Annotated in this window: 24 protein-coding genes; 10 read left to right on the forward strand and 14 right to left on the reverse strand. The window is 69.3% G+C overall.

All coding sequences use genetic code 11. From position 1 onward, the window contains the following. The first annotated feature begins 371 nt into the window (after positions 1–371). Positions 372–950: a transposase gene (locus tag ACIBG4_RS32350; RefSeq protein ID WP_397205100.1), complete on the forward strand. Its 579-nt coding sequence runs from the start codon at positions 372–374 to the stop codon at positions 948–950. 228 nt (positions 951–1,178) lie between these two features. On the opposite strand, the gene ACIBG4_RS32355 is transcribed toward ACIBG4_RS32350, so the two are convergent. The 6 genes from ACIBG4_RS32355 to ACIBG4_RS32380 form a co-directional block, all read right to left on the reverse strand. Then, positions 1,179–1,826 (reverse strand): TetR/AcrR family transcriptional regulator, encoded by a 648-nt coding sequence (locus ACIBG4_RS32355; RefSeq protein WP_397205102.1) that lies wholly within the window; start codon positions 1,824–1,826, stop codon positions 1,179–1,181. A gap of 71 nt (positions 1,827–1,897) precedes the next feature. Further along, positions 1,898–2,290 (reverse strand): carboxymuconolactone decarboxylase family protein, encoded by a 393-nt coding sequence (locus ACIBG4_RS32360; protein ID WP_397205104.1) that lies wholly within the window; start codon positions 2,288–2,290, stop codon positions 1,898–1,900. Beyond that, positions 2,250–3,146: an SDR family NAD(P)-dependent oxidoreductase gene (locus tag ACIBG4_RS32365; RefSeq protein ID WP_397205106.1), complete on the reverse strand. Its 897-nt coding sequence runs from the start codon at positions 3,144–3,146 to the stop codon at positions 2,250–2,252. Before ACIBG4_RS32365 ends, ACIBG4_RS32360 begins: the two co-directional genes overlap by 41 nt. A 5-nt stretch (positions 3,147–3,151) precedes the next feature. Then, a complete protein-coding gene (locus ACIBG4_RS32370) occupies positions 3,152–4,387 on the reverse strand; it encodes a cytochrome P450 (protein ID WP_397205108.1) in 1,236 nt (411 codons plus the stop codon). Positions 4,388–4,401: 14 nt separating this feature from the next. Continuing rightward, positions 4,402–5,676 (reverse strand): NAD(P)/FAD-dependent oxidoreductase, encoded by a 1,275-nt coding sequence (locus ACIBG4_RS32375; RefSeq protein WP_397205110.1) that lies wholly within the window; start codon positions 5,674–5,676, stop codon positions 4,402–4,404. A 1-nt stretch (position 5,677) separates the two neighbouring features. Next, positions 5,678–5,875: a ferredoxin gene (locus tag ACIBG4_RS32380; RefSeq protein WP_397205112.1), complete on the reverse strand. Its 198-nt coding sequence runs from the start codon at positions 5,873–5,875 to the stop codon at positions 5,678–5,680. 138 nt (positions 5,876–6,013) lie between these two features. Here ACIBG4_RS32380 and ACIBG4_RS32385 point away from each other — a divergent pair, with 138 nt between their 5' ends. After that, positions 6,014–6,412, forward strand: a complete 399-nt coding sequence (locus ACIBG4_RS32385; protein ID WP_397205114.1) for a hypothetical protein — start codon at positions 6,014–6,016, stop codon at positions 6,410–6,412. An 18-nt stretch (positions 6,413–6,430) separates the two neighbouring features. Here the strand turns inward: ACIBG4_RS32385 and ACIBG4_RS32390 are convergent, their stop codons facing one another. The 3 genes from ACIBG4_RS32390 to ACIBG4_RS32400 all read right to left on the reverse strand — a co-directional run bounded on the left by ACIBG4_RS32390 (position 6,431) and on the right by ACIBG4_RS32400 (position 9,625). Beyond that, positions 6,431–7,720: an MFS transporter gene (locus ACIBG4_RS32390; RefSeq protein ID WP_397205116.1), complete on the reverse strand. Its 1,290-nt coding sequence runs from the start codon at positions 7,718–7,720 to the stop codon at positions 6,431–6,433. A gap of 11 nt (positions 7,721–7,731) precedes the next feature. After that, on the reverse strand, positions 7,732–8,286 hold the full coding sequence (locus ACIBG4_RS32395; RefSeq protein WP_397205118.1) for an ArsR/SmtB family transcription factor: 555 nt from the start codon (positions 8,284–8,286) through the stop codon (positions 7,732–7,734). A gap of 73 nt (positions 8,287–8,359) precedes the next feature. Beyond that, positions 8,360–9,625 carry a hypothetical protein gene (locus ACIBG4_RS32400; RefSeq protein WP_397205120.1) on the reverse strand — a complete coding sequence of 422 codons (1,266 nt, stop codon included), beginning with the start codon at positions 9,623–9,625 and terminating at the stop codon, positions 8,360–8,362. A gap of 151 nt (positions 9,626–9,776) precedes the next feature. Between ACIBG4_RS32400 and ACIBG4_RS32405 the strand changes: the two genes are divergently transcribed. From ACIBG4_RS32405 to ACIBG4_RS32420, 4 genes are all read left to right on the forward strand, one after another. Next, the gene (locus ACIBG4_RS32405; RefSeq protein WP_397205122.1) at positions 9,777–10,097 is read left to right on the forward strand and encodes a hypothetical protein; all 321 of its coding nucleotides are present in this window, start codon (positions 9,777–9,779) and stop codon (positions 10,095–10,097) included. A gap of 260 nt (positions 10,098–10,357) precedes the next feature. Then, entirely contained in the window at positions 10,358–10,843 is a 486-nt protein-coding gene (locus tag ACIBG4_RS32410; protein ID WP_397205124.1) for a DUF4158 domain-containing protein, read from the forward strand. Continuing rightward, complete coding sequence (locus tag ACIBG4_RS32415; RefSeq protein WP_397205126.1) at positions 10,840–13,293, forward strand: Tn3 family transposase; 2,454 nt, start codon at positions 10,840–10,842, stop codon at positions 13,291–13,293. Before ACIBG4_RS32410 ends, ACIBG4_RS32415 begins: the two co-directional genes overlap by 4 nt. Beyond that, positions 13,175–13,432, forward strand: coding sequence for a Tn3 family transposase (locus ACIBG4_RS32420; protein ID WP_397205295.1), 258 nt, complete (start codon positions 13,175–13,177; stop codon positions 13,430–13,432). The genes ACIBG4_RS32415 and ACIBG4_RS32420 overlap by 119 nt, the downstream gene beginning before the upstream one ends. Before the next feature lie 110 nt (positions 13,433–13,542). Here ACIBG4_RS32420 and ACIBG4_RS32425 read toward each other — a convergent pair whose 3' ends face one another. Continuing rightward, positions 13,543–14,436 carry a hypothetical protein gene (locus tag ACIBG4_RS32425; protein WP_397205128.1) on the reverse strand — a complete coding sequence of 298 codons (894 nt, stop codon included), beginning with the start codon at positions 14,434–14,436 and terminating at the stop codon, positions 13,543–13,545. Beyond that, positions 14,433–14,978 (reverse strand): RNA polymerase sigma factor, encoded by a 546-nt coding sequence (locus ACIBG4_RS32430; protein ID WP_397205130.1) that lies wholly within the window; start codon positions 14,976–14,978, stop codon positions 14,433–14,435. The genes ACIBG4_RS32425 and ACIBG4_RS32430 overlap by 4 nt, the downstream gene beginning before the upstream one ends. Before the next feature lie 306 nt (positions 14,979–15,284). Between ACIBG4_RS32430 and ACIBG4_RS32435 the strand changes: the two genes are divergently transcribed. Beyond that, a complete protein-coding gene (locus ACIBG4_RS32435) occupies positions 15,285–15,668 on the forward strand; it encodes a transposase (RefSeq protein ID WP_397205132.1) in 384 nt (127 codons plus the stop codon). Positions 15,669–16,065: 397 nt separating this feature from the next. Here ACIBG4_RS32435 and ACIBG4_RS32440 read toward each other — a convergent pair whose 3' ends face one another. Beyond that, complete coding sequence (locus tag ACIBG4_RS32440; protein WP_397205134.1) at positions 16,066–17,406, reverse strand: PQQ-binding-like beta-propeller repeat protein; 1,341 nt, start codon at positions 17,404–17,406, stop codon at positions 16,066–16,068. A gap of 489 nt (positions 17,407–17,895) precedes the next feature. Here ACIBG4_RS32440 and ACIBG4_RS32445 point away from each other — a divergent pair, with 489 nt between their 5' ends. From ACIBG4_RS32445 to ACIBG4_RS32455, 3 genes are all read left to right on the forward strand, one after another. Then, on the forward strand, positions 17,896–18,054 hold the full coding sequence (locus ACIBG4_RS32445) for a hypothetical protein (protein ID WP_397205136.1): 159 nt from the start codon (positions 17,896–17,898) through the stop codon (positions 18,052–18,054). 327 nt (positions 18,055–18,381) lie between these two features. After that, entirely contained in the window at positions 18,382–18,849 is a 468-nt protein-coding gene (locus ACIBG4_RS32450) for a hypothetical protein (protein WP_397205138.1), read from the forward strand. Positions 18,850–18,856: 7 nt separating this feature from the next. After that, positions 18,857–19,750, forward strand: coding sequence for a tyrosine-type recombinase/integrase (locus ACIBG4_RS32455; RefSeq protein ID WP_397205140.1), 894 nt, complete (start codon positions 18,857–18,859; stop codon positions 19,748–19,750). Positions 19,751–20,139: 389 nt separating this feature from the next. Here ACIBG4_RS32455 and ACIBG4_RS32460 read toward each other — a convergent pair whose 3' ends face one another. Then, positions 20,140–20,889, reverse strand: coding sequence for an SDR family oxidoreductase (locus tag ACIBG4_RS32460; protein WP_397205142.1), 750 nt, complete (start codon positions 20,887–20,889; stop codon positions 20,140–20,142). Between the two features lie 133 nt (positions 20,890–21,022). Beyond that, positions 21,023–21,763, reverse strand: a complete 741-nt coding sequence (locus tag ACIBG4_RS32465; protein WP_397205144.1) for an SDR family NAD(P)-dependent oxidoreductase — start codon at positions 21,761–21,763, stop codon at positions 21,023–21,025. Positions 21,764–21,784: the final 21 nt, after the last annotated feature.

Genomic DNA, 21,784 nt, shown 5'->3' on the forward strand with positions numbered 1-21,784 from the left:
GCCCGTCTCTGAACGTTGACCCGGTAATTGATCTCGGCTGGTGAACCCGTGAAGCCGGCTGCCTCTGGAACCTGGGAGGTAGCCGTGGCCCGTCCACCGGATGTGTTCGTCCGGCCCTTGACGATGGAGGAGGGCCGGAAGATCCAGCGCATCTCCCGTACTGCGAAAGACCCGGTCAAACTGCGCCGGGCGATCGTGGTGATGATGTCCGGGCAAGGCCAGAGCGTTCCGGACATCACCTCGTTGATGCAGGCCGGCGAGGACTATGTACACGATGTCATCTACGCCTTCAACGAGCGCGGGTTCGACGCGCTGGACCCAAAATGGAGCGGGGCTGGCCACCGGCCGGGCACCTCATCGCCCGGGGTGTCGTGGCGGCGATCAGCCGCGAGCACCTGCGGCGCATCCTGCGCAAGGGCGGGGTCACCTGGCAGACCACCACGACATGGAAGGCGTCCAACGACCCGCTCTTCATCGCCAAGATGCAGCGGGTGCTGGAGTTATACGATCACCCGCCCGCCGGTGGGCGCGTGATATGCGTCGATGAGTTCGGGCCGCTGAACCTGATGCCCCGTAAGGGCAAGCGATGGCGGGAGTTCTTGTCCTTCCTCAAGACCCTGCGGCGGCGGTGGCCCGGCGAGAGACTCTACGTGATCATGGACAACTACTCGCCGCACAAACATTCCCAGGTCCGAGCCTGGGCCGCCGACCACGACGTCGAGCTGGTGTTCTTGCCCACCTACGGATCCTGGCTGAACTGGATCGAGTCCGAGTTCGCCGCGCTGCGCTACTACGCCCTCAACGGCACCGACCACCGCACCCATGAAGAGCAGAACGCGGCAATCGGCGGCTACGTCCGCTGGCACAACGCCCGCGCGCAACCGAAGACCAGCTTCGCCGCCAGCTCACCCATCCGAAGCTGGACCAGTTACCTGGTCAACGTTGCGTGACGGGCCACTAGATCAACGCTGTTCGGGGCTCAGTCGGGTCGGGGCAGGGCGCGGTGCTGGTCCTGCGATCAGTCCGTTTCCCTGACCCACCCGCCTAACCAGGCATGTATGTTTCCAGGCACCGAGCTCTCCGCGTGTCTTGCCGGGGGTCAACCGCCTGCGGTGGTGGTGTCCACGGCGTCGGAATCTTGGTTCCGCGATGGCCGCTAACGCGAACTACGCTTACGCTCACTGGTGTGCGTCACGCAGTACGGTGCTGACCACGCGGTCGACGAAGTTGGTGAGGGCCTGCGGATCGTGTTGTCCGAAGGCGGAGGTCCACAGGGCGAAGCGACCGAAGATCGCGGACCAGATGAGCATGGCGGTGTGTTCGGCGCCGTCCGGCCAGTGCAGTCCCTCCTCCTCACACGCGTGGACGGCATCCAGCCATTGCTGCCACAGCAGCCGGGCCGGATGAACCTCGGTGGGCTGAGCGAATCGTGAGGAGTCGTGGCCGAACATCAGGCGGGTGACACCGCGTTCGGCGCGGGCGAAGTCGCAGAAGGCGTTGGCCTGGACGCGGAGGCGTTCACCGGCGTCGGCGCCGCGAGCGGCCGCCTGGGAGTCGGCGTCGCGCATGGCGGCGACGACCCGCTGGTAGCCGTCCTCGGCGACGGCCTGAGCGAGTTGGTCCTTGTCGGCGAAGTGCAGGTAGAGGCTTTGGGCGGCGATGCCGACCTCGCGTGCGACCTCGCGAAGGGACACCGGCAGGGCGGTCTCGGTGAGCTCCCGGTCGAGCAGTCGGGCGACGGCGGCCAGGATTTCCGCGCGTAGCCGGTCCCCCTGGCCGCGGGGGTTGCGTCGGCGTGTGGTCGTGTCGCTGGTGTCCTGGCTCATGTGTTCATTCTCCTGAGTTTTCCTGCTTCGCGGATTCCCGGTCCTCCCATGGGAATCCGCGTGAGCGGCGGCTACGCCTCCTTGAGCGCCCGGGTCGCGGAGGCCATGGCCTGGCCGGCGGCCGGGAGGCCGATGTAGGGGATGGTGTGGATGACGGCCTCCTGGATCTCCTCCGGGGTCAGCCCGTTGGCGAGGCCCCCCAGCACGTGGTTGCGGATCTCCCACTGATGACCCTGGGCCATGAGCACGCCGAGGGTGACCAGGCTCCGGCTGCGTCGGTCCAGGCCCGGCCGCGCCCATATCTCGCCGAAACACTGTTCCAGCGCCAGCCGGGCCGTCACGGCTCCGGGGCCGTCGCCGTCCGCTGCCGCGGTCATGTTCTCGGTGAGGAACCTCTCACCGAACATCTCCCGCACGACCTGTTCACCGGCGGCTCTGCGGTTCTCGGACGGGCTGCTGCTCATTGTTGTCCTTTCCCTGGGAACCGGCTATCCGGGGGAGCATGCCCAGCACGGTGGCTGTGGTGGTGCCCGCGTCGACGGGCAGTACGGTGCCGGTGATCCACCGGGATTCAGCACTGGCCAGGAAGAGAACCGCCCAGGCCAGGTCCCAGGCGGTGCCCTCGGCACCCAGCAGGTTGGCCGCGCGGCGCATCCGCCGGCCCTCCTCGCCGCCGTGGTCTCCGATGGGGGTGTACAGGTGACCGGGAACCAGGCAGTTGACCCGGATGTTGTCCGGTCCCCAGCTGTAGGCGAGGTCGATGGTCATCGACTGCAGCGCGCCCTTGCTCGCGGCGTACGCGCCGCTGCCGAAACCGCGCAACGCCGCGATCGAGGAGATGTTGACGACGGAGCCGCCGCTGCTGCGGACCAGATGGGGATGGGCGGCGCGAGCCACCTGCATGGCCGCGGTGACGTTCAGGGCGAAAACTCGGTCCCAGCCCGCGCGGGTGGTCCCGGTGATGTTGCCCTCGCCGCTGATGCCGGCGTTGTTGACAAGCACGTCAAGGTGTCCGGCTCGGTCGGTGAAGTCGTCCACCGCGATACGCGCGGCCTGCTCGTCGGTGATGTCCGCGGTGAGCGCGACGGCCTGGCCGCCTGCGGCCTGGATGCGCTTGCGGGTGTGTTCGGCGCGCTCGTCGTTGATGTCGACGACGCCGACGGTGGCGCCCTGGGCGGCCAGCAAGATCGCCGTGGCGGCCCCGGTGCCCAGGAAGTCACCTGAGCTGCCGGCACCCGTCACCAGGGCGGCCTTGCCCGCCATCCGCTCGCCGCGGCCGTCGGCGTGCCCGCCGACCTCGAACTCCGGGCTACTCGGCATGCTGCTCACCAGGTCACCGGAAGGGACTTGAGCCCGTAGACGACGGAGTTCTTCTTGAAGGCAAGCTGGTCCTCGGCGACGGCGAGCCGCAGGCCGGGAATGCGCTCGAACAGCCGCGGCCAGGCCACCTGCATCTCCACCCGCGCCAGGTTCTGTCCCAGGCACTGGTGGGAGCCGAAACCGAAGGCCACGTGGTGGCGGGCGCCGCGTCCGATGTCGAGCTTGTCGGCAGGGCACTCACCTTCGCCGGTGCCGAAGGCGCGGGGATCGCGGTTCCCGGCGATCAGCGAGACGATGACGCCCTCACCCTTGCGGACGAGCCGCCCGCCGATCTCCACGTCCTGCGTCGCCACGCGCCGCGGATCGGTGGAGACGATGCTCCAGTAACGCAGCATCTCCTCCGCGGCGCTGGGCGCCAGCTCGGGGTGCTCCCGCAACCGATCGCGCTGGTCGGGGTTGAGCAGCAACGCCACGGTGCCCAGGCCGAGCATGTTCGCGGTGGTCTCGTGCCCGGCGCCGACCAGGATGCTGACCAGGACGGGCATCATCTCCGGCGCGAACCCGTCCGGGCCGGAGTGGTCGGCCAGCAGCCGGCTGACCATGTCATCGGCCGGTTCCTGGCGCTTGCGCTCGACCAAAGAGGTGTAGTACTCGAACGCCTCACGCTGGATACGCGCGCGCTCCTCATGGCTGACGTCCAGGTCGGTCCCCGCATTGGCGTGCTGCTGGAACATCTCGTGGTCCTCGTAGGGGACGCCCAGGATGATGCAGATGGCTCGGGAGGGCATCGGCAGACAGAAGTCCTGGATGAGATCGACCGGCCCGCCCTTGGCAAGCATCGCGTCGATCAGCTCGTCGGTGAACTCCAGCAGTTTCTCGCGCATCGCCTGGGTGCGCTTGACGCTGAACTCCTTGGTGAGCATCTGCCGCAGGCGGGCATGCTCGGGGTCGTCCAGCCGCAGGAACATGCCGCCCTCGTGCTCGCGCTGGTTGGAGTGGACCAGTGGAAAACCGAGGTTGCGCACGTCCGCGCTGAAGGAAGGGCTGGACAGCACGGCGCGGATGTCCTCGTGCCGGGTGGCGAGCCAGTGCTGGGAGCCGTCCCAGATGGTGACCTTGTGCAGACCGCCGCTCTCGCGGAAGTCGGCGTACTGCGGCGGTTCGCTGAACGGGCAGCTGCGCGGAGCCGGAAAGAACGGCGCTTCCCCGGCGGAGGTGGTCTCGGGCGTGGTGGTCGTCATGTCGCCTTCCTTGATCAAAGAGTTGACGCCTCGGCGGTGGGAGCCGCCGCTGCGGATGCGGATGCGGGCCAGGGGGCTCGGTCGAGTACGGCCTGCCGCCAGGTGCGCAGGGCCCGGGCCATGCCGTTGCCCAGCACCCCGTCGACCTGGCGCGGTCGTCCGCCGGCGTCCCGGTGGCCGTAGACGCCGACGAACCGGCCTTCCTGCAGGGAGCCCTCCACGACCGTGAAGGCCATCTGCCGTCCGGTGAAGCCGTAGGACTGCAACTTCAGGTCGTACTGGTCGGACCAGAAGTAGGGCAGCGTGGCCGGGGCCGGCTCAGCGCCCATCAACGCCGCGCCGACCGCGCGGCCCTGCTCGGTGGCCGCGAGCCGGTGCTCACTGCGCAGGTGGCGCCCGGTCACGGGATCCAGCCAGGCGGCCACGTCGCCGGCGGCCCAGATACGGTCGCCGGCCCGGCCGCGGGCGTCACACAGGACCCCTTCGACGCCGTCCCGCTCCCGGCTGCCCAGCGGCACGCCGGATCCTCCCAGCCAGTCCACCACGGGCTGGGCACCGACCGCGATCAGCACCGTGGACGCCTCGACCACGGCACCGTCGTCGAGGACGACCCCGACGGCCCGGCCGTCCTGCGCCAGCACCTCGGTGACCCCCTTGCCGCAACGCAGGTCCACCCCGGCGGCGTGGTGACGGGCCTGCAGCAGGCCGGCCACCTCCTCGCCCAGGACGTTGACCAGGGGGAGCGGGAGCGGGTCGACCATCGTCACCGGCACTCCCATCCCTCTGGCGACCGCGGCCGCCTCCGCGCCGACGAATCCGGCACCCACGACGACCAGCCGCCCACCCATGCCGAGCGCCTCACGCAGCCGCAGGGCGTCCGGCAGGTTGCGCAGCACCTGGACACCGGACAGGCCCGCGCCCAGGGACGACGGATGTACCGCCTGCGCGCCGGTGGCGATGACCAGCGCGTCGTAGGAGATCTCCTTACCGTCGGCCAGACACACCGTGCCGGTGGCCGGCTCCAGTCGCACGACCGCGGTGCCGGGCAGGTGAGTGACCTGGAGGCAGTCCCACTGCTCTTGCGGGCGCAGCAGCAGCCGTTCGACCTCCCACTCACCCGCCAGCAGCTGTTTCGACAGGGGCGGACGGTCATAAGGCAACCCCGGCTCGGCGTCGACCAGCATCACCTCGCCCGTGAAGCCGCGGCGCCGTACCTCCTCGACCACCGCCAGCCCCGCGGCCGAACCGCCGACCACGACGAGCCGGCGAAGTCCTTCAGCGGCCTTCACGTCAGCGTTCCTCGATGATGATCGCCGCGGCCGGGCACACCTGCGCCGCCTCCCGCGCGGCGGAGTGCTGCTCCGCCGGGGGTTCGGCGTCCAGCAGGATGACGATGCCGTCCTCGTCCCGCTGGTCGAACACCTCCGGTGCGACCAGCACGCACTGGCCCGCACCACAGCATTTCGCCTCGTCAAGGGTGATTTTCATGTTCCTTCCGCCTTCTCTGGTGACACTCCAGCAGGCGTTGACCACCCACTTATCCTCACAGATGTCACCTTATGACTGTCAGGTTATGCGCGGAAGCTGACAAGCGCAAGGTTAAATCGGTGAAGTCGGGGGCCTTCCGTGACTGCCTCGGCCACGACGGCGAGCAGCCTGGCCGGCGCCGCCTCCACCGGCTCCGAGGCGCCGGCGACCAGCCGGGCCGGTGAGCTCATCGCCGTCCCGACGGCGGGTGTCGATGAACTCCTCGATCACGCGTACGGCGGCGCCGCGCGTGGCAAGTACCGGGTGGCCGAGGCCGCGCAGGCGCTCCACCAGATCCTGGCCGCCGACGCGCTCAACCCCTGGCACTACCAGTCGTGGGTCTTCATCCGTGATCCCGACTTCGCCGCCAAGGCCACCCGCGTGCTGGACCTCTACCAACGCATCTGGGACGGCCGGCCGTTCGCCGACGACGAAGAAGGCCGTCGCCCGGCGGGGGCAACGGCCTTCACCGTCCCGATGCGGGTGGAGGTGTTGTGACCCTGCAATCGATGACCGTCACCTGGGTGCGGTTCGCGCAACGATCTCTTTGGCGGGGTCCTGGTCGGCCGGGTCGGCATGCGGGCGCGCGCTGCGCAGTGCGGCCTCGACGCGGCGGTTGCTGGTCATGGTCGCGGTGACGGCGGTCATCGTGAGCAGGAGGCCGGCGGCGGCGTAGAGCGGGGTGCGCAGGTCGTAGGTGGTGGCCAGCCAGCCGCCGACGAAGGCGCCGAAGGGGGCGGCGCACATGGCGAGCATGCGGGAGGTGGAGGCGACGCGGCCCATCAGGTGGGCCGGGACGATGGCCTGCCGGAGGGAGGGGCCGAGCACCATCGTGGCGCCCATGCCCGCGCCGCAGACGGCGAGCGCGAGCCCGGCCACGTACGGGTTCGGGGCGGAGGCGAGTCCCAGGATGGCGAGGCCCTCGATTGCGGCGGTGCAGGTCAGCGCGGCGCCGGTGCCCAGGCGCCGGCCGAGGAGGGAGGCGATGCCCGCGCCGAGCAGGCCGCCGATGGCCTCGGCGGTGAGAAGCAGGCCGAAGCCGAAGGCGCCGACGCCGAGACGTTCGCGGGCGAACAGGGCCAGGACGGTCTCCACGGCGAGGAAGGCGACGTTCCCGACCGCCGGACGGAGCGCGAGCCCGAGCAGCAGCCGGTCCCGGAAGACGTAGGAGGCTCCGGCGCGCGCCTGCCGGAGCAGCGACTCGCGGGCGCTCGCGGCCGGGCGCGGCACGGCGGGCAGCGACCGGACGAGCAGTGCGGACAGCGCGAACGACACCGCGTCGGCGAGCAGCGGAACCGAACGTCCGAGCGCGAGCAGTGCACTGCCCGCAGGTGGCCCGGCGAAGCCGGACGCCGCGGTCTGGGCGCCGCGCAGGCGAGCGTTGGCGCGCTCCAGCTGGGCGGGGTCGCGGCCGAGCAGATCCGGCAGGTATGCCGTGGCGGCCGTGTCGAAGAACAGCCCGCCGAGGGCGAGCAGGAACGCGAGGGCCGCCAGCAGCGGGATGCTCAGCACGTCGAGCGCCGCCGCCACAGCGGGTATGGCGAGCAGCACCGCACGCGCGGCGTCCGTGACCCACATCGTGCGGCGGCGGTCCCAGCGGTCCACCAGCGCACCGCCGAGCACTCCGAACAGCAGCCAGGGCAGTGTCCCGGCGGCCGTGACGACGGCCAGCGCCATCGGATCCCGGGTCAACGTCAATGCCAGCAGCGGCAGCGCGGCATGCGTCACGCCGTCACCGAGCGAGGACACCGTCTGCGCGGTCCACAGTCGCCCGAAGCCGGCCGGCAGCTTCGCTGCATCGTTCATTGGATTTTGGGTCATTCGGCGTCCTCCTCGACCTGCCGGCGCGGAGTCGGCCGGAACAGCGCGAAGATCAGCGACACGTCTGGAAGCGATGGATCAGACAGCGCCCGGTACTCATCCGCCAGTGCCTCCAGGCGCGCCCCCAGCTCCGTGAACTGCTCCGCGGTGAGTCGCAGATGTGCCATTCGTACGTGCCGCTCACCATCCGCCGGCGACGCCTCCAGGTCCGCCACCGCGTTCCGCAGCAGCACGTCCGGCTGCCCCGGCCCTGGATCCGGCAGCTCGATCGACCGCGCGGCCATCGCGTAGTACCGCTCGGTGACCCCTCTCACTTTCCGCGTCCGCACCACCTTCACCAGGCCGGCCCGCTCCAGCAGCCGCACGTGATAGCTGGAACTCCCCTTCGCAAGGCCCACCCGTTGGGCGATCTGCGTGATCGTCGCCGGCTCGAAGCGGAGCATGGCCATGATCCGGTGACGCGTGAGATTGGAGACGGCGCGTAGTTGCTCGTCAGTGGTGACGTGAAACGTCTCGGGGAGATCATCGGTAGACACGCGGACAATGGTCAACGATTCTTGACCATTTGCACAAGGGGTCCATGCCTAGCAATATGGCGCTTTCCCCCGCGCCCCGGGGTCGCCCTCACCTGCCGCGCAGCTCCGCGGCCACCGCCCGCTCCCGCAACTCCGCCGCCTCGGCCCGGACAGCCTCCAACTGCGCCCGTACGTCGTCCAACCGCGCCCGCTCCAGCCGCAGCTCCACCCGCAACTCGTCACGCTCGCCGGCCAGGGTGTCGGCCCGTTCCCGCTCGGCCGTCACAGCCTCGGCGCGCCGCGCCGACTCCCGCTCGGCCACCGCGGACGCCTCCCGACGTGCCGCCTCCAAGCTCTCGGTCACGGCGGCGAGCTCGCTCTCGGCCCGCTCGCGCTCCCGCCGGGCCTCCGCCGCCTCCGTCTCGGCGGCCTCGCGCGCCTGCTCGGCCGCGTTGAGCGCCACGGCGCGGTCACGCTCCGCCTCCGCGGCGGCTCGCTCGGCGCTCTGCGCCCGCGCGACCGCCCGGTCCCGCTCCTGCTCGGCCGCCTCCGCCCGAGCCCGCGCCGCCGCCACGTCACGCTCGGCCTCCTGGCGGGCCAGCACCGCCGCGGCCACCTCCTGACGCGCCTGATCCCGTTCGGCCCGCGCCAGCTCCGCTTCCGCACCGGCTTGTACGGCCTGCTCCAGCGCCTCGCTCGTACGGACCTCGGCGGCCTCCACCCGTTCGGCCAGCTCCCGAGCCGCCTGGGCGCGGGCCCGTTCAGCCTGCTCGGCCCGGCCGTCCGCCTCCTCCGCCCGCCGCTCGGCCAGCTCGGCCCGGCGGGCGGCCTCCTCGGCGCTCTGCAACGCCTGCCGCTCGGTGCTGGCGGCCTCCCGCAGCGCGGCGAGGGCCTGCTCGCGTGCCTGTTCGGCGTCGCCGAGCGCGGTGTCGCGCTCCGCCTCGGCCTCCTCGACCCGCAGCCGCATCTGCGCCGCCTCCCGGCGCGCGTGCTCGGCCGCCTCACGCGCCAGCCGTACCTGCTCGAACGCCTGCTCCCGCTCGGCACGCGCCACCGCCACCCGGGTGTGCGCCTCGGCCTGCACAGCGCTCAGCTTCGCCTCCACCCCGGCGGGACTCAGCTCCTGCGCGAGCGCGTGCGCGAGCGGCTCGATGGCGGCGGCGAGCCCGCTCTCCATCCGCTCGTACAACTGCTCGGCCCTGGCCAGCGCGCCCTCCAGTCCGGGAGTGGCGCGCCGCAGCTCCCGCTCCCGCTTGGCGGCGGCCTGGCAGTCACTTTCGGGGCAGTACGCCTTCGGCCGCCCTCTCCCCCGCCGCTGCTCGATCGGCGCCCCACAGTGCTTGCACGGCGTCACCACGCCGGTCTCCACGGTCACAGCAGCACCCTACCATTATTGATTTTCCAGAAAATAAAAATCAGAAATTCAGATCTGTTGCGTCACGATGGCATCCCAGTAACTTGCGGGAATGCAGAATTCCCGCAAGCTTTGTCTGGACGGCCAACGTGAAGGATGACCGAGTGGCGGTGTGGGATGCGGCGCCCTGTCGGTCAAGACCGCGATGCGCATGCTGAACAACACCGGCGTCTTCCTCGACATCAACGCCACCCCGGCCAAGTTCCTGCACGCGGCGTTCAACCGGCGCCACAAGATCTTCAACTGCGCCCCGACCACGCAGATCCTCACCGAAGTCGCCCGCGCGGCCGTCGACGGGAGCCTGCGCATGCTGATCGGCGAGACGGTCCCCCTCGATTCCGCCATCGATCTGATCACCGACCTGGAGAAAGGCCGCAAGATCGGCGACAGGGGGGCTCATCCTCATGGACGCGAACTAGTAAGGGGCCGGTGACCGCTATCGCCGCCTCGACTGGCGGCCCGGCTTCCGCGCCGGGCGGTGCGAGGCACCGGGCAGGCGCCTGCAGCAGCGCGGCAGCACCGTGTCGGCCCCTGAGCAGCAACCAATCGGTCAGTGGCGGTAGCGGATCGACGTCGGCGGACCTACCGCCATCCAGCGGCCCGTTGTGGGTGGGCAGCAGCATGACGGTGGATTGAGTAACTGTTCGGCTACTTTCGGTTCGTTGTGGGTGAGCTGGCCATAGTTTGCGGCGTATGCCGGTGGTGGAGTTCCTGACCGATGACGAAGCGTCCGCGTACGGCCGATACGGGGAAGTGCTGTCGCGGGCGGACCTGGAGCGGGTGTTCTTCCTTGATGACGAGGACCGGGAGCTGGTCGAGCGTCGTCGTGGCGAGCACATGAAGCTCGGCTTCAGCCTTCAACTCCTCACTGTTCGCTGGGTTGGGGCGTTCCTGGAGGACCCTCTGGAGGTGCCGGCCTCGGTCCTGGACTTCGTGGCCGAGCAGCTGGGCATCGCCGACCCGTCGTGCGTGAAGCGGTATACCGAGCGGACCAAGACGCGATTCGACCACCAGTGGGAGATCCGGCGGGTGTACGGCCTGAAGGAGTTCGGGATCGTCGAAGTGGATCTGCGAGCGTGGGTGGAGGCCAGGTCCTGGACCACGGGGGATGGACCGAAGGCGATCTTTCTTGACGCGGTGAGCTGGCTGCGGGAACGCGATGTGCTCCTGCCCGGGTGACGACGCTGGCGCGGCTGGTCACCAACGTCCGCGATGAGACTACCCGGCGGCTGTGGGGTGTCCTGGAAGGGCTGCTGACCGTGGGCCAGCGCTATGTGCTGGACCAGCTGCTGGAGGTCCCGCCGGGATCACGGATCTCTGACCTGGAGCGCTGGCGCAAGGGCCCGGTCCCGCGCGGGTCCGGGCCGACGCTGATCAAGGCACTGGAGCAGGTCGCCGAGGTCGCGGGATTGGGCATGACGGACCTGGAGGCCGACCGCCTGGTGCCGCCGCGTCGGCTGGCGGAGCTGGCCAAATACGGGATGAGCGCGGACGCCTCGCAGATCCGCCGTCACCGCGATGGCCGCCGTCTGGCGACGCTGCTGGCCACGGTGGCGTTCCTGGAGGCCAAGTCGGTCGACGACACCCTGGAACTGCTGGACCTGCTGATGACCACCGAGCTGCTGAACAAGGCGCAGACCGCGGCGGACAAGGAGAAGATCCGCAAGCACCCGAAGCTGGCCAAGGCCTCGGCCCGCCTGGCGGTGGCGGTGGAGGCGCTGTTCGACTCCGACGCCTGGGGCGGTGAAGACGAAGAACCGCGGGTGTCGGAGGTGTGGGAGGCGATCGAGGCGGTGGTGTCGCGGGCGGAACTGCGGGCGGCGCTGGTCTTGATGAATGAGAACGTACTGCCGGTGGATGCGGAAGAGCCCGACGACTGGCACCGAGCTGATCGGCCGCTACAGCACGGTGTCGGGGTTCTTGAAGGTACTGCCCAAGGCGATCTACTTCGGCGCCAACGCCGAGGGCGCCCCGGTGCTGGCGGCGATGCGGCGACTACCGGAGGTGCTGGCCTACCGCAGCAGGCTTCCCGCGCCGCTGATTCCGGCCCGGCGATCGAGGCGGCCGTGGTGAGCGGCCCGTGGAAGCGGCTGGTGTTCGGCCGGCCCGTTCACGAGGACGGCGCGGTGAACAGGCACGCCTACACCTTCTGCCTTCTGGAGCAGTTCCACCGGCATCTCAAACGCCGCGACATCTACGCCGATGCCTCCACCAAGTGGCGCAACCCGCAGGCCAGGCTCCTGGAAGGCCAGGCGTGGGAGACGGTCCGGCCGGACGTGCTCACCAGGCTGGGCCTGCCGGAGGACCCGGACGTCCTGCTGGCCGACCACACCCGCGCGCTGGATGCGGCATACCAGGACGTGGGCAGCCGCCTGGAGGTCAACACCGAAGTCCGGATCGACGACGCCGGGAAGATCCATCTGACCGGCGTGAAGGCCATCGATGAACCGCCCTCGCTGGTCGACCTGCGCAAGCGCACCACGGCGATGCTGCCGCGCGTGGATCTGCCCGAGGTCATCTTGGAGGTGATGAGCTGGGAGCCGCAACTGGTGGAGGCCTTCACAGCGGCCTCCGGTGGCCGCTCCCGGCTGGAGGACCTGCCGACCTCGATCGCAGCGTGCCTGGCCGCGCACTCCATGAACGTCGGCTACCGGCCGATCGCCAAGACCGGCGTCCTCGCGCTGGAGCGCTCGAGGCTCTCGCACGTGTTCCAGAACTACTTCCGGCCCGAGACGCTCAGCCTGGCCAACGCTCCGCTGGTCGCCTGGCAGGGCGGGCTGCCGCTCGCCCAGGCGTGGGGTGGCGGCATGGTCGCCGCGGTCGATGGCATGCGGTTCGTGGTCCCGGTCCCGGCGGCCTTCGCCCGTCCCAACCGCAAGTTCTTCGGCTCCAAGCGCGGCATGACCTGGCTCAACGCGATAAATGATCAAGGAATCGGGCGAGGCGCGAAGATCGTGTCCGGCACCGTCCGCGACTCCCTGCACATGGTCGATGTCATCTTCGGGCTGGACGGCGGGGAGTTGCCGGAGATCGTCGTTTCCGACACCGGCTCCTACAGTGACCTGACCTTCGGCCTGCTGGAACTGCTGAACATCTCCTACCGGCCCGCGCTGGCAGACCTGCCCGACCAGAAGGGCTGGCGCATCGACCCCGGCGCCGACTACGGCCCGCTGAACACCTTCGCCCGCGGCAGGATCGACCTGCGCAAGGTGCGGCGGATGTGGCCGGACATCCTGCGCGTGGTCGCCTCGATCTACACCGGCACCGTCCGCGCCTTCGACGTGGTGACCATGCTGCAGCGCGATGGCCACCCCACCGCGCTGGGCGAGGCGATCGCCGCCTACGGCCGGATCTTCAAGTCCCTGCACATCCTGGCCTACATCGACACCGACGAGACCTACCGGCGCGACATCAAGCACATCCGCAACCTGCAGGAGGGCCGACACGCCCTGGCCCGCAAAGATTTGCCACGGCAAGAAGGGCGAGCTCTACCACCGCTATCAACGCGGGCTGGAGAATCAGCTCAGCGTCCTCGGCCTTGTTCTCAATTGCGTCGTTTTGTGGACGACGGTCTACCTGGACGCTGCAGTCCGGCAGATGAAGGCGCAGGGCTATCCCGTCCGCGATGAGGACATGGCCAGGCTCTCACCCTTCGTCAACACCCAGCTGGGCGTGCACGGCGCCTACACCTTCCTGCTTCCCGACCTGGCTCCGGGGGCGATCCGCGCTCTGCGTGACCCCGACGCACCCGACGACGACGAGATCTGAAATTATCTAGTGCTGCGTCAGGCCATGTTTGCCCTCTTGACGATCCTGCGTAGCCGCTCGTCGTTGGTGTGGCGATTGCGCCAGGCGATGTAACGGCGGGGCTCCGGTGCTCAGTCCGCGTACTCGAGGCCCGTCTGGCGCTCGGCGGTGACCTCCAGGCCGACCACGCCCTCACGCGCAGGTATGACCTTGAACACGATCCAGTCGCCGCCCACCTGATCCGCGGCCAGTGGTTCGACCGTGTACCCGCCCTCATGGACCACGACGCGGCGGAACTCCGCACTCAGGCCGCGCTTGCCGACCTCGGCCAGCACATCGCCGACGGTCCGGCCGCTCACCTTGACGCCGGCCAGCGGCTCTCCGGGACGGGTGGCCGACTGCCAGTTGTTCTCGTAGGACTCCCCCTGCTTGGCCGGCCTGCCCAGCTCGAAGTGCACCGTGCCCTTGATCGCCGCCGGGACGGTCACCACCATGAAGCAGCCGCTGTCGGTCAGATCGCAGTCCGCCGGCTCCTTGCGGGCGCCGATGGGCACGTTGACCGGGGTGGCGCCGCCGCCCAGGCTCACGATCTCGCCGACCGCGCTGGGCGAGACCGGGATCACCCTGAGCTCGACGTTGAGGCCGAGGGAACGGAACGCCTCCGAGAACTCCCGCTGGTCCGCGTAGGGGTCCTTGATCCGGGCGACGTAGGTGTCGGCCTCCTCGTGGATCTCCACCGCGGAGTTGGCGTAGGAGGTCGCGACGCCGCCGAGCAGGCTCGGTCCGAGGACGACGCCGAGGGCGAGGACGGCGGAGGCGGTGAGCCCGAGCAGCGCGCGACGCCCGAGGCGACGCCCGCGCGGGCGTCGTAGGAGCGCCGCCGCCGTCGTCGTGTCCCGCTCCTGGGCGATGATGTCGGCGAACAGCGCCTGCGCGCGGGCGCCGCCAGCACGTCCGCCTGGTTCGTCCGGACTGATCCGGGCCAGCGGCCTCAGCAGCTCGTTGATCTCGTCGATGTCCCTCATAGTGATCTCCCCGTGGGAACGACCGCGTTGGTCGGCGTGAGTCGGACGTCGGCTTCTTCGAGCGCCCGGGACAGGCGTCTGCGCGCGCGGTGAAGCCGGATACGGACGGCGTTGCGGGAGAGCCCCAGCATCGTGGCGATCTCCCTGCGGTCCAGGCCCTCCCACGCGACCAGCGCGAGCAGCTCGCGGTCGTCGTCGGGAAGCGTCGCGAACGCCTGGGCGATCGCGTTCCTCTCGACGCTGTGGTCGGCGAGGTCACCGTAGAGGTCGGCCATCTCCGCGTCGAGGTCACGGTGCCGCGCCTGGCGGCGCAGCGCGCTGCGGCGGTGGTCGGCCAGCACGTTGCGGGCCACTCCGTAGACCCAGAGTCTCGCCTGCGCGCCCGGTGGCAGTTCGTCGATCTTGCGCCAGACGATGACGAAGGTCTCGGCGACCACGTCGGCCGCGTCCTGCGGCGAGTCGCAGCGGCGTCCGGCGTAGGCGGTGATCTGGTCGTAGGTCGCCCGGTAGACCGCTTCGAACCTGTGAGTGTCATCTGACACAGGCGGTTCCCATCGTGACGTCCTCCACTTCCGGTACGGGTACGAACGCTCTCTTCATGGGTGGCGGTGCCCCGATCATTTCGCCCGGGACCGGAGAATTTTCGCGCGGACTCGTCGCTCTCCTGTCCAGAGTGGCTCGCAGAGAGCGGCGAGGTCGGCTCCCCGGGTCGTCGGGCGTGATCACTTCAACGTCGGCGGGAAGAACAAAGACCCCGAGCGCGAGCCCCGGCCGCGGATGCGCGCCACCTACACTCGCACGCAGGGCGTACGCCACTTATTCGCCGCCCTGGACCTGGGCAAGGAAAGATGTACGGGCACATCAAGAAGCGCAAGCGACGCGGCGAGTTCCTGGAGTTCTGCCGCTACCTGCGCAGCCTCTATCCGCCCGAGATCCGCATCGCGATCATCTGCGACAACTTCAGCCCGCACCTGACAACCAAGAAGGACAATCGGGTCGGGCAGTGGGCAGAGGCGAACAACGTCGAGATCGCCTACACGCCCACCCATTCGTCCTGGCTGAACCGGATCGAAGCCCAGTTCACCGCGCTGCGCGAGTTCACTCTCAACGGCACCGACCACGCCTCCCACCGCGAGCAGGGCAGCATGATCCGCCGCTACATCGCCTGGCGCAACCGCCACACCCAAGACGAGCGGCTACGCAGGATCGTCAAGAGGGCAAACGTTGCCTGACGCGGCACTAGGTGCTGGAAACGCGTCAGGCATGTGAGGCAAGCGCACTCCCACGAACGTGCCTGACACGTTATCTGGGGTTGTCAGGCACGTTTGTCACCTGCGAAATCTTCTGCTCAGCTCGCTCTGTCGTACGTCAGCTGGTCCTCGAACGTAAGGTCCCTCAAACGTTTCGGTCCGCAACGTTTCCTGCCTGCATTCGAGGGACGTAAGCCCTGATCAGCGGCCTTTGAACGGTGAAGCCACCGAGAGGCGCAGGTCGTGCTCGGCGGTGATGCGGACGGCGCTGAACCACGGGATCTCCCATCACCTGGACCTACGCCCCCTGGTCCGCCGCAACTCGCGCTTCAACCCGCCCCAAGCTGGGCGCGCGGCCAGCGGGGTATCTGCCGAGCTTCTACCGGGTCATGGCCGACGTCAGCGCGGTGATGCCGGCACGGGTGCGCACATAGATCATCTCGTCGGCCGGGAGGATGGCGAGGTTCTCCTCGCTGTACTGCGCACCCAGGTACTCCGTGAGCTCGTACCGGCCGCCGACGATCTCGTCGTCGAGGTTCACCTGCCAGACGGACTCGCCGGTCAGCTGCTGATAGGTGGAGATCGTGCCGTCTCGCGCCGCCAGGTAGATCAGCCCGTCAGCCAATACTGGTGACCCCACGGGAAGGGCGGGCAGGCGGATAGTCCAAACCGGTGCGGCGGTGGCGATGTCCACGGCGTACAGCATGAATTCAAAAGGCCGCTCCGGCTCGGTCTCGGGGTCGCCGCCCTGCGCAACGATGAAGAACAGGCGGCCGCCGGCGACCGCGACCGCCCCGCTGACCTCCGATGCCAGGCGGGGATCGAGCTGGAACGACCAGCGCCGCCTCCCCGTCACCGGGTCGAGGCCCACCACCTCGGCGCTGGTCCAAAGCTGGGAATGGAAGCCGTCGTCACCGTGCTCGCGCCGGGCCGGCATCCACGCCAGACTCTCGGCCAGCACCGCGTGCGCCTGCGCGAACAGCACCCAATCGCTTGGGCGCTCCTCCTCCTCGTCATCATCGTCGTCATCATCGTCGTCCTCCATGGACGAGAGCAGCTCGGCTTCCAGCGGGCACTGCGCCTCCTGGTCATCTCCGGCCTGGAAGATCTCCGCTCCCGAGTTCACGTCGAATGCCACAACCCCGCTGTGCGTGTGATGGCCTTCGAAGCCCAGCGCCGCGTAGGCCACGCCGGTCGCCGACAGGGCCAGATCCGCCTCGAGTAGCCCGGTGAAATCCTCGTTGTGCCAGCGCGGTGTGAGCTCGGGCAGGTCCAGTGCCCGGACGCCGTGGTTCAGGTCGGTGCACAACAGCAGGTCGCCCGCTACGGTGCAGCAGCTGGCGCCGGGCTTGAGACGATGTAGCAGCGTGCCGGTTAACCGGTCGTGCACATGGACGCAGCCCTCATAGTCCCGGTCCGGCAGGAAGAGCAGGCCGCCCCAGACCGTAGGCGACCCGGTGAACACCGGGTTGAGGTAATCCCACTTCTCGTCCAGACCGCCGGATCGCCAGCGTACGGTGCCGTCCGCGGCGTCAAGGGCGTACAGGCTGCCTCGTACGTCCACGACGTAGAGCGTGTCGCCCGCCAGGACCGGCGCAGCCAGGACGGCGGCTTTGGTGAGTGCACGCCAAGCCACCGATGGCCGGTCCTTCACTCCGCCGCCCGGATGAACACCGCTGCGTCCCGCGTCCCCGAAATCGGGCACCGCGAATGCGGTCATTGCCATCTCCGTCTCCCTGTGTAGTGAGCCGCACCTGACTATGCCGAGGGAGGTATGTCGGTCTCGTGCACGGGCAGGTCGGTCGTCGATCTTGGCACAGTCCGGAGCTTCGACGAGCCGGATCAACACTGCCTGGTCCAGGAATCCTGGTACAGCCCGAGAACCACACCATGCATGCGGTCAACAAAGCGAGGAACCGGCGGACAGCCGTTATCGATGAGAACGATCGTGGCAACGCCCTCCAGGACCGCCTCGGTGTCGCACAATCCCTCCACCCACGCCAGGTGGACGGCCTGCTCCTTGGACTTCGACCAGCTCGCCGAGCGAGACCCTGCTCACTACCGTCGAACGCATGCCGCAGAAGAACTCCAAGGTCGTCGACCGCGTCAGGCAACTCGTCGGTGGCGTCGGCAACTCCGAGACCCAGGTGCACGCCACGCGCCTGGCCAACCTGAGCAACGCCTGGCCCGTCTCGTCCCCTTGCCCGGAGTGGTCGCGACCACAACCATCCGCGACGCGCTCCTGCAGAACCCCATGATGATCGACGTCCAGGCCCAACGGAACGACTTGACCGTCGTGCTGGTCGGCATCGGCAGCCTGGAACCTCCACCTCTCCTGCTCAGCAGCGGCGACCATCGCACCCGCTAGCGCAGGAGGTGGCGGTCGTCGATGAACGCGTTCCACAGCTGGGCGGCGCGGTCGCCGCGATGTGCGGGGGTGTGGCGGCGCAGGCGGCGGACGGCACCGCAACGTGCCGTGCACACCAGCCCATATGCCTACGTGCCTGACAAGATCACGTCTCTTCGACCTGTGAGAAGGCCCAAGAACCCGAGATAACAATCGATCCTAATGAAGGCAGCTCAGTGGATGAGAGAGATTATCCGCTGAGAATGGCTAGCATCTCAGTGGATAACGTCGCCGCCGGAGAATCAGAAGCCGGGGCTGAACTCAGCGGATAATAAGGAGCGGGCGCCAATGACGGCGGATCCCCACTCACACCGGACCGGGCAGCCCGAGGTCGATGCGCTCCTCGACCGAGCCGACACCGAGCACCGCGCGGTGGCCGAGCTCGTGACGATCAACCACGCCGAGGGCCTCGTCACCCACGCCCGGCAAGCCGACCTCGCCGCCGAGCACCAGGCGCTGCATGAGCGGTATGGACAGGCGGAAGCCGAGCTGGCGGCCGCGGCGGCCAGCGGCGATCCGGCCCGGGTCGCCAGGGCCCGCCGCCTCCGCGACGAGGCGAGCGCCACCTGCGACCGCGTTGGCCGCACGCTGCGCGAGGAACTGGCGGGGCTGGCGGAGGCGGGCTTCGAGCGCACCGGCGAGTTGCTGGCGCAGATGCGCACCGCCTGGCGGGCCGAGGACACCGCGCGCGAGGCGCTCCGGCGCAGCACCTGGGAGGCCGGCCCGCTCGACGGCGACGCTGACGGGCGAGGGTGATCGCGTCATGCCCAATGTCGTCGCGCTCCGGCCCGCCGGCGACGTCGGCGCTGCCGCTCGTGAGGCCGTGGTGGCGGCGCACCGTCACCTCGACCGGTGCAAGCTGTCGGCCAACACGGTCAAGGCCTATCGGCGGCAGATCGCCGCCTACGTCGCGTGGCTGGCCGAGCACGCCGCCGAGCGTGACGACGCCTTCGCCGACCTGGTGGGCGCCGAAGCCGCGGTCACCGCCTGGCGCCGGAGCCGGATCGACGGCCGGGCCGCGCCCAACACCATCAACCAGGGCATCGCCGCGCTCACGCTCATGTACGCCCAGCTGGGGCTGCGCATCCGCGTCAAACGCGCCACCGTCCCCAAACCGGGCGAGCCCGACGCCCTCACCACCACCGAGCAGGGCGCCGTCGAGCGCGCCGCCGCCCGCCGCGGCGCTCGTGACGCGGCGATCATCGCGATCCTGCTGTACGGCGGAGCCCGCGAAGAGGAGTGCGCGCGGCTGGAGGTCGATGACATCGCGATCACGGCCCGCACCGGCACGATCCGTCAGCACGGCAAGGGCGACCAGGTCCGGGTCGTCCCGCTCCCCCCGATCGTGCGAGAGCGCATCTCCACCTGGCTCGACCTCCGCGGCCGCCATCCCGGCTCGCTGTGGGTCGGCCAGCGCGGAACCCTGACCATCTCCGGGATTGTCCAGGTCGTGCTGGCTGTCGGCGATGACGCCAAACTCCCCGGCCTGCGCCCACATCGGCTGCGCCACACCTACGCCACCCGGCTGCGTGAAGGCGGCGCCGACGTCGCCCAGGTTCAAGCCCTCCTCGGCCACGCCTCCCTCGACACTTCAGCCCGGTACTTCCGAGCGGGCACCGCCGAGCAAGCCGCCGTCGTCGACCGCGTCTTCGAGTAGCCCAGCCACCAGCATCGGGCCGCTGGATGGCGGTAGGTCCACTGACATCGGCCCACTATCGCCACTGACCGATTGGTTGCTGCTCAGGGGCCGTGTCGGCGGTCAGAGATTTGGAACGGAATCCGGCTTCAACGGGATTTCCGCAGGTCAGTGAGCCTCTGTCATCGCGGTCTTCCAGACGCGGTTAACGCCGGATTCCGTTCCTTCGCACAGAGGGCGTGGGGCTCGGCCAGTTCTTGGATGATCTCGGTTATCCGGCGAGATAGCGATCAAGCCGGGTGCGGGCTGGGCGGCCGTCGTCCGGCGCGGGAGCTTCGATGCCCGGTTATCTGGCAACCTGGCCGATCGGCACAATCGAGAGTGTGGGCAGGACTGCTGACGAATCGAGGTTAGTAGGCGAGTTCTCCGATGCCACCGTCGACGCGCAGGACGGTGCCGGCGGTGTAGGCGGACTCGTCAGAGGCGAGGTAGACAGCTGCCTTCGCCAGCTCGGTGGCGGTGCCGATGCGATGGAGGGGCACGGTCTGCCGGAGTTCGTCGTAGATGGCGGCCTGTCGCTCGGGGCCGAGCGACTTGAACGTGTCCGTGAGGGTCGGCCCCGGGCTCAGCCCGTTGACCCTGATGCCCCGGTCCTTGAGCTCGTAGGTCAGCCCGCGGGAAAAGGACAGCAGGCCTGCCTTGGCGGCACCGTAGACTGCCGCGTTCTCGTGCCCGATGAAAGCGGAGACAGAGCCGACGAGGATGACCGAGGCTTGCCGTGACAAGAGCGGCAGCAATGCCTTGATCAGGAAGAACGGCCCCTTGAGATTGGTGGCGACGAGCCTGTCGAATGCCTCCTCGGTCCATTCCTCGATCGGGAGATGAGTGACGTCGGCGGCGTTGCTCATCAAGATGTCGAGCTGCGGCCATTCCTCCTGCAGCCGCGCCGCGAGTGCCGCCTGGCTGGGGACGTCGCCGGCGTCGCTGACGATGGGCAGCAGCGGTCCGTCCAGCTGCCGGGCGGCCTCCTCCAGCCGTTCCCGCGAGCGGCCGGTGATCGCGACAGCCGCTCCCTCGGCGAGGAACTCACGGGCTGTCTCCAGCCCGATGCCGCTCGTCCCTCCCGTGATCAGTGCGTACTTTCCCGCAAGACGACCCATTGACCTCATTCTCCTCACTCGCGCCAAGGCGCGTGATTCCGGTAACGATGACGGGCCATTCCCGCCATCACGGAACACCCGCCAGAGGCAGGCTTCCTCACTGTGGACGTGGCTCTGGCCAGCGCATTCGGGGTCAGATGGCGGTCCGGCCACCGTCGGCGGCCACGACCGCGCCGGTGACGTAGCTTGCCTGGTCGCTGGCGAGGAAGGCGATGACCTGGGCGACCTCGGCCGGGTCGGCGGTGCGCTTCAGCGCGGTCGACAAACCCATGCCGCCCAGGTCCGGACCCATGGCCGCCACCACCTTTGAGGTGGTCATCGGGCCGGGTGACACGGCGTTGACACGCACGTTCGACGCGGCGAACTCGGCCGCCCAGGTGCGGGTCAGGGACTCCAGCGCCGCCTTGGTGGCACCGTAGACCGCCATCGGCGGCATGCCCAGGCCGGCCGCGGTGGAGCTGACGTTGACGATGCTGCCGCCCCCGCCGGCAGCCATCTTCGGCGCGAGCTGGGCGACCAGGACGAACGGCGCGCGCACGTTGACCGCGAAGGCGGCGTCGTAGGCGGAGATGTCCTGGTCGGCGGTCGCACTGAACGGGACGACACCCGCGTTGTTGACGAGAATGTCCACCGCCCCGGCGTCCTCGGCCAGCCGCTGCACGGCCTGCGGGCCGGCCAGGTCGGCGGGAATGAAGCGCACGGTGCCGGCCGCGCTGGCCCGCACGTCGTCCACGACCTGGGCGCCGCGGTCCGGGTCGGTGCCCGTGATGATCACGTTGGCCCCGCCGGCGGCGAGGATTCTCGCTGTCGCGTGCCCGAGCCCGCCGATGGCGCCCGATCCGGTGATCAGCGCCGTCTTGCCGTTGAAGTCCATGTGATCCTGCCTCTCGTCCTC

The sequence above is a fragment of the Nonomuraea sp. NPDC050383 genome (genome assembly GCF_044459125.1).
Taxonomy (GTDB): Bacteria; Actinomycetota; Actinomycetes; order Streptosporangiales; family Streptosporangiaceae; genus Nonomuraea.